Origin of the sequence: Curtobacterium sp. PhB25, from assembly GCF_004365375.1 — a bacterium.
GTDB lineage: Bacteria > Actinomycetota > Actinomycetes > Actinomycetales > Microbacteriaceae > Curtobacterium.
This window is the reverse complement of record NZ_SODR01000001.1, coordinates 159,937-171,323: the sequence shown is the minus strand read 5'-3', so window position 1 is coordinate 171,323 and position 11,387 is coordinate 159,937. Positions and strand designations below refer to the sequence as shown.

General features: G+C 68.8%; 8 protein-coding genes. 3 read left to right on the top strand and 5 right to left on the bottom strand.

Going from position 1 to position 11,387, the window contains the following annotated elements; genetic code table 11:
* Positions 1–69 precede the first annotated feature (69 nt).
* Complete coding sequence (locus EDF51_RS19740) at positions 70–225, top strand: hypothetical protein (protein ID WP_165900991.1); 156 nt, start codon at positions 70–72, stop codon at positions 223–225.
* A 41-nt stretch (positions 226–266) separates the two neighbouring features.
* Positions 267–1,319: a glycosyltransferase gene (locus EDF51_RS00765; RefSeq protein ID WP_134193519.1), complete on the top strand. Its 1,053-nt coding sequence runs from the start codon at positions 267–269 to the stop codon at positions 1,317–1,319.
* Positions 1,320–1,371: 52 nt separating this feature from the next.
* On the opposite strand, the gene EDF51_RS00760 is transcribed toward EDF51_RS00765, so the two are convergent.
* Genes EDF51_RS00760 through EDF51_RS00745 form a run of 4 tightly spaced genes read right to left on the bottom strand, consistent with a single transcriptional unit; the run spans position 1,372 to position 6,967 of the window.
* Positions 1,372–2,364 carry an acyltransferase gene (locus tag EDF51_RS00760; protein ID WP_134193518.1) on the bottom strand — a complete coding sequence of 331 codons (993 nt, stop codon included), beginning with the start codon at positions 2,362–2,364 and terminating at the stop codon, positions 1,372–1,374.
* 42 nt (positions 2,365–2,406) lie between these two features.
* Complete coding sequence (locus tag EDF51_RS00755) at positions 2,407–3,084, bottom strand: SGNH/GDSL hydrolase family protein (RefSeq protein WP_166673468.1); 678 nt, start codon at positions 3,082–3,084, stop codon at positions 2,407–2,409.
* 55 nt (positions 3,085–3,139) lie between these two features.
* The gene (locus EDF51_RS00750; RefSeq protein WP_134193514.1) at positions 3,140–5,227 is read right to left on the bottom strand and encodes an acyltransferase family protein; all 2,088 of its coding nucleotides are present in this window, start codon (positions 5,225–5,227) and stop codon (positions 3,140–3,142) included.
* 24 nt (positions 5,228–5,251) lie between these two features.
* Positions 5,252–6,967 carry a glycosyltransferase family 2 protein gene (locus EDF51_RS00745; protein ID WP_134193512.1) on the bottom strand — a complete coding sequence of 572 codons (1,716 nt, stop codon included), beginning with the start codon at positions 6,965–6,967 and terminating at the stop codon, positions 5,252–5,254.
* Positions 6,968–7,064: 97 nt separating this feature from the next.
* On the opposite strand from EDF51_RS00745, the gene EDF51_RS00740 reads away from it, so the two are divergent.
* Positions 7,065–8,669 (top strand): hypothetical protein, encoded by a 1,605-nt coding sequence (locus tag EDF51_RS00740; RefSeq protein ID WP_134193510.1) that lies wholly within the window; start codon positions 7,065–7,067, stop codon positions 8,667–8,669.
* A 6-nt stretch (positions 8,670–8,675) separates the two neighbouring features.
* Here EDF51_RS00740 and EDF51_RS00735 read toward each other — a convergent pair whose 3' ends face one another.
* Complete coding sequence (locus tag EDF51_RS00735; RefSeq protein WP_134193508.1) at positions 8,676–11,369, bottom strand: CDP-glycerol glycerophosphotransferase family protein; 2,694 nt, start codon at positions 11,367–11,369, stop codon at positions 8,676–8,678.
* Between the last annotated feature and the right edge of the window lie 18 nt (positions 11,370–11,387).

Sequence of the window (11,387 nt, the reverse complement as noted above, 5' to 3'; positions counted from 1 at the left end):
TCGGGGTCGTTCACCGGCTTCCGAGGCGATCGCTCCCCGTTGTTCACCTTCGGCGCGCAGCATGGTCGCATGTCGCTCATCTCAGACGTCGTGCGGTCGACCTTCACGACCAAGTGCTCGGTGTGCGGTGCAGTCATCCTGAAGCGCGATGCGCTCGACCACGAGGGCCAGGCGTTCTGCTCGGTCCTGCACGAGGCCGAGTACATCGTCGCCACGCTCGACTGACGCCACCCCGCTCTCCGGCCGAGTCCCCGTAGGATCGGTCGGTGCCCGATCGCCTCCTCGCGGTGTTCCCTGCCTACCGCGACAACCCGTACCTCAACCTCATGCTGCTGGCCCCGCGGGCACGCGGCTGGAACGTCCTCGAGAGCCTGCGTCTGGAGCAGCTCGAGCAGCACCTCGGCCGGCTCGGTACCGGCGACGTCTTCCACATGCACTGGACGTCCCCGATCGTGCAGCGACACGACGACGACCTCGACGAAGCGCAGGCGCGGCTCGATCGCTTCCGCGCCGCCGTCGACGCGGCACGCACACGCGGAGCACGTCTCGTCTGGACAATCCACAACGTCCTCCCCCACGATGCACGGCACCTCGAGCTCGAACTCGACCTGAACCGCTACCTGGCCGGCGCCGCAGACGTCGTCCACGTGATGAACAGGGACACGCCCGCGGCCGTGTCCTCGTACTATGGGCTCGACCCGGCAACAGTCGTGCACCTCCCGCACCCGAGCTACCAGGGCGTGTACCCGGACTCGGTGTCGCGCGAGGAAGCGCGTGCGTCGCTCGGACTCACGGACCTCGACCACGCCGTCCTCGCCTTCGGCCAGATGCGCCCGTACAAGGGCATCGACGTCCTGGTCGAAGCCGTGCGTCGGACGAAGCCGTCCGAGCGGCCAGTGCTCCTGCTGGCCGGCCGGACCACGTCCGACGACCGTGACGACATCGACCGGCTGCTCGGCGACGACATGCGTGCAGTGCGCGAGCACGATCAGGTCGAAGACATCGACGTCCAGCGGTGGCTCCGAGCGGCAGACACTGCGGTGTTCCCCTACCGGCGGGTGCTCAACTCCGGGGTCCTGCACCTCGCCGCGTCGTTCGGCGTGCCGTCGGTCCTGCCGGACGAGCCGCACCTGCGTGCCGAGTTCGGCGACGAGGCGTGGGTCAGGTGGTTCGACGCCGGCGATGCCGTGGAGTCCTTGCGTGTGGTGTTGGCGGCGCCTGCCGCGGGTGCTGCCGATGCCGCGGAGTTCAGCCGGCGGCTGGCGCCGTTCGCATTATCGCGGCGGTACGCGGAGTTGCTCGACGCCGTTCGGGGGTAGCGGCGCGGCTCTTCGTCGGGGCCCAGGTGTCGACTGCCCCGGGGCCGTCGGCTCAGAACAGGAAGCGCTTCGCCGGGGTAGCCCGCAGGACGAGCGCGACGAGGAGCGGCACGAAGTACGCGATGAGGAACGTCCACTTCGACGACGGCATGCCGAGACGCTCCGTGATCGCCAGCGACAGCGTGTGCGTCAGGATCATCGGGATCGCGCAGGCGGCGACGGCGAAGACCACGGTCCGGCCCCAGCGCGGGATCCAGCGTTCCGTCCCCTCAGCGACCAGGAGCATGCCACACGAGATCGCCGCCGCCATCAGCACGCTGAGCACCGGCGTCCCGAGGTTGCCGGCCTTCATGTTGAGCGTGTCGAGGGCTCCCGACCAACCGAGCCACCACGACGGGACGAGCAGGACCAGCCCCGTGACGATCGGGCGGTCGATCGTGGTACGGAAACGACGGAGGAGCATCCCGACGAGCATGAACGCGAGCGCGGGCATCGCCATGCCCGCCGACTCCGGGATGTGCGCGATGGCGAAGCGGTCACCGATGCACCAGGCGATCCCGACGCCTGCAACGAACCAGGGCAGGACCGGGTGGATGTGTTCGAGCCACCGCATCAGCACTGCAGCGACGAAGAGGCAGGTGACGAACCAGAACGCCGAGTACGGCCGCGAGATCCAGTCGCCACCGAGGGGCAGCAGCGTGAGTGTCCTGGTGTCCAACGGATCGCCCAGCGCAGCACGGAACCCGAACCAGACCAGGGTCACGAGGACGAGCCAGCTGAGGTACGGGACCAAGAGGGTGCGCGCACGCCGCCCGAGTTCGTCGGAGGCTGAACGACCGGACTTCCAGAGGTACCCGGTCAGGACGAAGAAGACCGGGACGTGCCACGTGTAGAGACCCGCCTGGGCGAAGTGCCGCTGGTCCCAGGTGTGCCCGGCGACGATCGCGACGACGCCCACCACCCGGACGAGGTCGACCGCGACCGAACGGTCCGATCGGCTCCGGCGCGTCGCGAGGTGTTCCGGGACGGCCGGCGTCGAGAGCATGCTTCATCGTACCGATCGACAGAGGACGGGCCGGCCGCAGCGTCAGCGGCGGCCGTCCTGTGCGGCGGACGTCCCCACGGCCAGGATGATGCTCCGGAACGCCTCGCCGAGCTGCCGGTACTCGGCGGCGCCCGCCGGGTGTGTGCCGTCGGTGCTCACTCCGGCCGCCCACGAGGACCCGGACCGGGCGAACGTCCACGGATCCGCCCACGTCCACCCTTCGTCGGCGACGAACTGCTGCAGCGCCGTCCGGTAGGTGGCCGCGGCTCCCGGCCGCCACCGGTACGGCGGCAGGTCCGCCACGATGACCTTGCGGGCGCCGACCGTCTCGACGATCCGCTCGTACGCCGAGCGCTCCTCGTCGAGCGACTTCCCGAGGCGGACGGCGTTCGTGCCCGCCAGGATCACCAGCACGTCGGCGTCGCCGACCGGTCTGACGGCTGCTGCCATGGCGTCCGGGGTCGCGCCGGCCCGTGCCCATCCACCGGCGTACTCGATGCCGTCGCCCTGTGCGTACGTCATCCAGCTCTCGTCGTCCAGGCCGTTCCCGAGGAAACCCGATCGTCCCGCGCTCAAGGAGTCCCCGACCACGGCGACACGCAGGTCGTGCTCGGGCGCGACCTCGGCTGCTCGGAGGGGGTTCGGTTCGACGGTCACCACGGGGACCGCGACGGCGACTGCCAGCGCAACGGCAGCCATCAGGTATCGAGAGCGACGCACGAACGACATTCTCTCGCACCAGGGGTCCCCGACGGCACGTGCGGGTACCCCCAGATCAGCCGACGACGCTGAGCGGCTGGGTGCGGTCCAGAGCGGTCGCGAGCCACGGACCGAGCGAAGCGCTGTAGGTGTTGGACAGGTGGGACCCGTCGAAGTAGACGGAGACGCCGCCGATCGCCGAGTAGCAGCGACCGTCGTGACAGAACTGCGACTCGACCGGGACCCAGCGCACGACGTCCCCGTAGCCTTCGTCCACGAGCAGACGCTGTGGCAGCGAGGTCGACGGCGGCAGAGCGTGCGCGACGTCGTTCGTGCACGACCCACCCGATGCAAGGCACGACGGGCCGATCACCTTGTCCTCGAGGGTCTGTCCGGTGAGCGGCACGTGCTGCAGCATCGTCACCGGCAGCCCAGCATCCCGAACGCCGTCGATGAGCTCGGAGTAGCCGTCCGCTTGGGCCGAGTCCGTCCCCGCGAAACGGTAGTTCGCCCAGAGGTCAGCGAGCACGACGCGATCGGCACGTGGGACCAGGGTCTTCATCACCCAGTCGTTCCGCGCCGCGCACCACCCGCGTTGATCGGCCGGGATCACGTCCCCGTAAGTCGTGCCGGTCGGGGCTTCCATGCTCGACGGGCACCGGTTCCGCGCCGCGACGATCACCTTCACGTGGTCGAGTTTCCCCGCGATGTCGAAGGCACTCGACCAGGCGCCAGCGTGCGAGTCTCCCCAGAGCAAGAGGGTCTCGGATGCGTCGGGGTCACCGTAGGTGCAGTACTTCTCGGTGTTCTCCGTGACGTCGTCGATGCAGTCGTCCTTCCAGACGAGCGGCTTGTCCGACAGTGGCGCTGGAACGTCGGCCACGTCGATGTCGCCCCACGGGTCAGCGCACGACCGGTCGCCGATCGCACCTGCGCCGAGGCACGTCTGCCCTCCGGTGACCTGCGCGAGGAGTCGGTCGTCCGCAGCGTCCATCTGGGCGTTCGCCACCCCCACCGTGCCGAAGCACCCGGCGACCAACACGAGGAGGGTCGCACCGCCGGCGACGAAGCTGCGTCGACGTCGCTTCGTGAGGACCGCACTCCGACGGACCGGGTTCTCGACGTACCGGTGGGAAGCCCACGCCAGGACGACCGTGGCGCACAGGATGGCGAGCTTCAACCGCAGGCCGAGGTCCACGCCGAGCCACTGCGGAACGAGGATGATGAGGGGCCAGTGCCAGAGGTACGCGGAGTACGAGACGTCGCCGAGCCAGCGCACCGGTCCGAACGAAGCGAGGAACCCGAACGACCACGGTTCCGCTGCGGGTGCGCGTCCGGCGATCACGACCGCAGCGCCGACCGTCGGCAGCACCGCAGCGATGCCGGGGAACGGCGTGGCCTCGGAGTAGAGCAGTGCGGCGGCCGCGATGGCGGCCAGCCCCACCCACGGCGCCCAGAGCCGTGTGCGCGGACCGGGCAGGGGCACGAACGCGACGAGCGCCCCGACCGCGAACTGCCAGGCCCGAGCGGTGGTGTCGAAGAACGCCGCATCCGGGTTGGTCGCGGTGTGCAGGAGCCCCCAGCAGAAGCTCACGATGCCGACCGCGCCGATCACGACGACGATCCAGGTTGCACGACGACGTGCGAGGAGGGCGATCGCGGCCAGCAGGACGAGCGGCCAGACGATGTAGAACTGCTCCTCGACCGAGAGCGACCAGAAGTGCTGCACCGCGGAGGGGACGGCATCGGCGTCGAGGTAGCTGACCGACTGGGCGGCGAGGAACCAGTTCTCGGAGAACAACGACGCGGCGAGCACGTTCGAGCCCGTCGCCGACCAGGTCGATGCCGGCAGCAGGAGCACCGTGAACACCAGGACCGCGACCAGCACGACGACTGCGGCGGGCGCCAGCCGTCGGATCCGGCGTGCGTAGAACCCGATGAGCATCGGGACCGGCCGTTCGCGCTCGGCAGCCTTCAGGATGTGACCGGTGATCAGGAAGCCGGAGATGACGAAGAAGACGTCCACGCCCACGTACCCGCCGGTGATCCGGTTCGGCCAGAGGTGGTACAGGATCACCAGGGCGATGGCGACCGCTCGGATCCCCTGGATGTCGGCTCGGAATCCTCGCTGGGGCCCATCGGACCCGTCCTTCGCACGACGCACCCGGCGATGCTACCGGAGCCGCGCTCAGGTCCGTGAACGGCGCAGTCGCTCCGCGGCCGACCGGACCCGGCTGAGCACCGATCGGGGCGCCCGGTGATCGACCAGGAAACGCCAGCCGTCGCGCCGATCGCTCAGTGGTTGCAGCACGTGGCGCGCGTCGAGCGGAGGCAACGACATCCGCGCGGTCACGACCGGGACTTCGACGTCGATGGTGGACAGTCGGAACCCGGCGGTGACCGTCCAACGCCCCGCTGCGTCGGAACCCCCGTCGGCGGGGATCCGCCCCAGCCATCGGGGACCTGCCCCATCGAGGTCGACCGTGCGGACCTGATCGCCCGAACGCAGCACCAGCCGCATGGACGATGACAAGGACGGTGACGGCGCCGGCCCCTCGACACGGAGCGCGTCGACGCTGGGCGTGACCTGATCGACGACCACCGGAGCGTGGTGCCGCAACAGCGAGATGAGGCGGACAGCCTCGGGATCAGCAGACAGCACAGCTCGACGGGTCGCCCCGAGGAGTTCGGATCCGCCGGGGCCCGTCGGAGCGCGCCGGACGACACGCTCAGCAGCGGCGACGAGCGGTGCGAGGCCCGGGGCATCGATCCGGTCCGCCGCGTGCAGCAGGGCGGTCAGGAGACCGTCATCGACCAGCACCGGCCGGTCGAGGCCAGCGGGTGCCACGGAGTCGAGCAGGACCGCGGTGGCCGACACCCATTCCCGGAGGAACCGTTCGGGCTCTGACTCCCGAGCACGCATCGCAGCGGCGAAGGCGGACGCGGCATCAGGCTGCCCGGCCCAGAGCAGGGCGAAGAAGCACCGGCGCTCGGCGGCGACGTCGTCGAGGACCGCTGCGTCCAACTCGTCGAGCAGGCGGTCGAGGGACTGCTCGACACCGCCCGGCATCGGCGAGCCGGACGGGACCGATGCGAAGTACCGGTCGAGGTGCACCCAGCCGTCCGCGTCGAGGACCAGCAGTGACTGCTGGCGGACGACCGCCGGGGATGCCGCACGCACGAGTGTCGCGCACGCCGTCTCCTCACGCAGGTAGTCCAGCAGGGCGGCCTCGTCCACCTGGTTCGACATCGATCCGCCAGCTCCCCCGGCACGCTCGCGGTAGAGGTACACGCACGTCGTGATGACGTCGATCGCACGCGCCTCCACGACCGACCGTGTCATCGGCTCGATGTCATCGGCGTGGCCGACGTTCGGGAACCCCAGCGCAGCCCGCTCCCAGAACGACCGTCGGAAGAGCCGGTTCCAGCACGCTCTGCCGGTCAGGAGCGCTGGGGTCTCGGCGAGGGTCGTCCCCTGCACCGCGTGGTCGAACGCGTGCCAGCGGGCGGTGGGACTCCAGGTGCGTGTCGGCGAGAACTTGAGGTGGTCGCCGATCACCAGATCTGACCCGGACGCCTCGAGCGACCCGACCATCGCTCGGTACGCGCCCGGCGGGACGAGGTCGTCCGCATCGGCGAACACGAGGTACTCCCCCCGGGCTGCTGCCGCTCCGGTGTTCCGCGCGGCCGCGCCGCCGGGGGCGTCCGATCGGAGGCGCTGGACGCGCGCGTCACGAGCACGGAAGGTGTCGATGATCGCGGCCGACCCGTCGGACGAACGATCGTCCACGACCAGCACCTCCATCGCCTCGACGTCCTGGTCGAGCACGCTGTCGAGGAGTTCGCCGATCCACGGCGCCGCGTCGTGCACCGGGATGACGACCGAGAGGAGCGGACCTGGCACGTTCTCGACACTCCTCGTCTGCGGTCCCCCGTTCGGTGGATACCGCCCGGAGCCGAGACAGTCTACCGTCGAGCGGAGATCAGGTCAGGGGGTCGGGATGTCTTCTCGTTGGATCACTCGTTTCGTCGTCGTCGGCGCGATCGCGGTGTCGTCGGTGCTCGTGGTGGCACCGGCTCAGGCCGCGGCGAAGCCCGCGCAGGTCACCGGAGTGGCCAAGGCCACACAGGACTGGGCCGGCAAGAGCGTCAAGATGACCTGGAAAGCGGTCCCGAAGGCGACCGCCTACGTCCTCAAGTGGTCGACGCGGTCGGATCTCGGCAGCCCGGTCTACAAGGACTCGACCGCCGTCGGAGCGTGGATGACGAGGCTCCAGCCCGACAAGACGTACTACGTGACGGTCGCGGCGAAGACCGGCACGACGGCTGGCGCCTGGGCGAAGACGGTCACGACGAAGCTCCAACCGAACGCCGTGGCGAACTTCGGCACGATCACGGCGAAGCCCGCGACGAACGGCGTCACGGTGTCGATCCCCGAGGTCGCCAACGCGAGCGACTACCAAGTGCGATGGTCAGCGGGACCCAACGAGAACCGGACCCCTGACCGGTGGACGCCGCACTTCACGCCGTGGTCGTCGGCGTTCGACCCTGCCACCCGCACGTGGACCCTGCCGGGATCCGACAGCGACCTGACCTCGGTCGCGTACGGGAACCCGATCTACGTCCGCGCGATGGCGCGCAACACCTACTTCAACTCGACCTTCGTCCGGAAGTCTGCGCAGGTGAGCGCCTGGCCCACGCCCACGAAGCCGAACGCTTCCGGCACGCCCGTGCACCTCGCCAGCTACAACGTCCTGTGCTCCGGCTGCGAGACGAGCGGCACTCCCGGTTGGGCCGAGCGTGCGCCAGCGATCGCCAAGGTGATCAACGACAAAGCCCCCGACGTGCTCACCGTCCTCGAGGCCAGTGGTCTCTCGAACGGTTCCGGATCCGAGCAGGCCTACCTGGATCTCGATCGACGCCTCCCGAACCTGCAGCTGGTCGACACCGCCCCGATGACCGTCAGCAAGTCCCACCAGGGCAACCGGATCTACTACGACCCGGCGAAGTACACGGTCCTCGACCACGGTGTCCTCGCCGGCATCAAGGACTACGAGGTCTCCCCTGCCTCGGCGGCGCCGGACACGAACACCCCGTGGGCGGAGTTGCAGGCCAAGGACGGCAGCGGGACCACCTTCTACGTCGTCGCCGCGCACTACGGCATCCCGTCGAGCGCGTACAGCACACCGCGGAAGACGCTCCTCGGTCAAAACTCCACGCAACTCCTGACGGCGCTCAACCGGGTCAACACCCCGAACGCCGCGGGCAAGCGGCTTCCCGTCCTGCTGGGCGGCGACCTCAACGACAGCCGGTACCCGGAGGACGCGATCGACGGCGCGCAGCCCACGTTGATCCGAGGGGGCTTCTACGACGCCTCGGCATCACAGCACCGCTACGGAACTGCCAAGACGACGTACAACAACTACCAGGCGCCGTCGAAGCAAGCCGATGACCCGAACAAGGACGGTCAGCGGATCGACTACATCCTGACCCAGGGGCTGCAGGGCAGTGACGAGTTCGTCAACAACTGGAACCCCGGCACGTCGGTGATCCCCTCCGACCACAACATGATCGAGACGAAGGTCCGCGTCCCCGCGCTGGGCTGACGGGGCTCAGCTGCTGGTCACGCGTTCCACGGCCTGCTGGGGCTCCGTGATGCGTGGAGCACCGTCGAGCGCGAGCATCGCGTCGATCACCCGCTCGGCGTTGTGCTCGTCGCGGGTCACGAAGGCCGCCGCAGTGCGCGCGAGGTACTCCGGGGCGGACACCCACGCGTCGTCGCCGATGCGTTCGATCGCGGCCTCGACACCGGCGACGGTGTCGGCGACCGGGCCGAACCCGTCGCGTTCGTAGTCGAAGTAACCGCGGCGACCGACGTGCGATCCGTCGAAGAACGATGCCGCGTCGAACTGGAAGTAGACCAGCGGAACGTCGATGAACGCCGCCTCGAACCCCAGCGAGGAGTAGTCGGTCACCATCGACGCGGCGCGGGCGAGGACGTCCTGCACGTTCACTGCCGCGAAGTCCCACACCTCGACCCAGTCGGGCACCGTGAAGTCGGTCAGGTAGGGACGCATGTTCGGGTGCGGCATGAAGACGATGCGCTTACCGGTACGAGCGGCGACGTCCCGGAGCCGTTCGGAACCGATGAGCGCGTCGAACTCCAAGGCGTACTGGCTGGATGCGAACAGCGGGTTCTTCGCCCGCTCGTTGCTGCCCGGCACTTGCTGACCGGCGAGCTTCTTCCGCCAGGTCGGCATGATGAGGATCAGGTCACGGTCCGCCAGCGGCGTCGCACGCCGCTTCCGCAGCAACTCGTCGTGACGCGGGAACCCGGTCAGGACGACTTCACGCTCGGTGAAGGTGTACGGCCCGTCACCCGCGATGGACGCCTTCTCCTGCGGGGTGACGGTCACGAACAGCTCGGCGGGCTTGGAGTTCACCCACCGGGAGATGTCGTAGTTGGTCACACCGTGCTGCAACCAGGTGAAGGTGAACCGCGGCTGTCCGTAGCGCCAGCGTGGGAGCGGGCTCACCACGTAGACGTCGATGTGCGACGAGGCGAGGTGCGCCGCGTGCATGATGAGCTTCCGCCACTCTGACGACTTGTACGCGACCAGTCGGAAGCCCTCCGCCCGCAACCGGTCCCAGTCCTTCGAGCCCCGCGCCAGGACGAACCACGAGTTGATCTCTGGGTGGTTCGCTCGCACCCACCGGTACAGGTGCTCAGCGTTGTCGTTCGCATCGGTGTCACGGTCCATGAACACCCAGGCGTCTTCGTACCGCTCGCGTGTCCGGCGCGTCCGCACCGAGACACCGAGGATCGCGTCCTCGGTCCGGCGGCGGTACCGCCCGGATCGGACGTTCTCGTACACCTCACGCGCCTGGCGCTTGAGGTGCTGCAGTGCAGGGGTCGACACGTCCGACCACCGACCCTCGAGTCGTTTGCGCTGTCCGAGGATCTGGGGCCGGAGCTGGCGGAGCGTCAGGGCCTCGTCCGGCTCGTACCGCTCGCCTCGGCTGAACGGCACCACCGCACCGTCGATCCAGAGGCGCGTCAGCCGACCACGGTCGACCCACACGTGGCGTTGGCGGAGCACCGCGGCGCCGTAGAAGACGAGGTCTTGGGTCTTCGCGTACACCGGGGCGACGTCACGCCCGTCGGTGACGATCCGCTCATCCGGCAGCTCGCCGGTGAACCAGTACGTGAACTTGACGTGCTGACGGGTCTCATCGACCCGTTCCACCTTCGCGTACTGCGGTCGGACCGGAGCACCGGTGTACCCGTCGAGGAGTGCTTTGCGCACGGCGAACTCGACGCCCATCGCGTCGAAGGAGCGGATGGCGTCGTCCGAGATCCCGGCCCGGATCGACGCGATCAACGTGTGGAACTCGTCGAAGGTGTGGCTCGGGGCCAGTGCCGAAGCCGAGTTCAGGGCACGTTCGTTCTTGAAGTACCAGAACAGGTCGTAGAGCAGCGTGTTCTCGAGCCACCTGGGGACGCCGCCAAGACGTTCGGCCGAGCGGATGAGGTCGAGGTGGCCGTACCGGAGCACGTCGGTGTACTTGCCCGGGTGGTCGAAGTGACTCTCCATCAGCGACGTACCGTCGCCTCGCACGCGGTAGTGGTACTTCGCCGAGGCGAGGATCCCGACGTCGCTCAGTCCGGACGCCAGCAGGTAGGAGCCGATGAAGTGGGCATCCTCGAACACCGGGCGGATGCGCCCGTCGAAGCGGATCTGGTGTTCCTGGATCGCTGCGGTCCGGAAGAAGGCCGAGTTGACGGCCATCTGGATGACGGGCTCCTGCGTCAGGTCGACGATCCGCGACCCCTTCGCGAACTTGACCCGGAGCGGATGCGAGTCGACGAGCTCGAGCTGCTCGTTGAGCCGCAGCTGGTGCGTGACCAGCATGCCGACGCGCGGAGCACCGTGGAGGCCGATGAACTTGACGACCTCTTCGAAGTAGCGCTCGTCGAACACGTCGTCCGGGTCCGCGAAGGTCACCCACTCCGCATCCAGGTGTTCGATCCCTGAGTTGCGGGCAGCGGCGACCCACGCGTTCGTCTGCCCCACGACCGTGACGTGGTCACGGCGGGACTCGGCCCATTCCTGCAGGAGTTCCAGGCTGCCGTCGGTGGAGCCGTCGTCGACGAAGACGAGCTGCACGTCGGTCAGCGGGTGGGTCTGCCGCTCGAGCGATCCCAGCAGGTCGGGCAGGTAGCGCGCGACGTTGTACACGGCCAGGACCACGCCGACCGTGAACCGGCGTTCGGACCGCATCGTCGCGGGGGTCTCTTCGGACACGTCTGTTCCCTCTCGCAG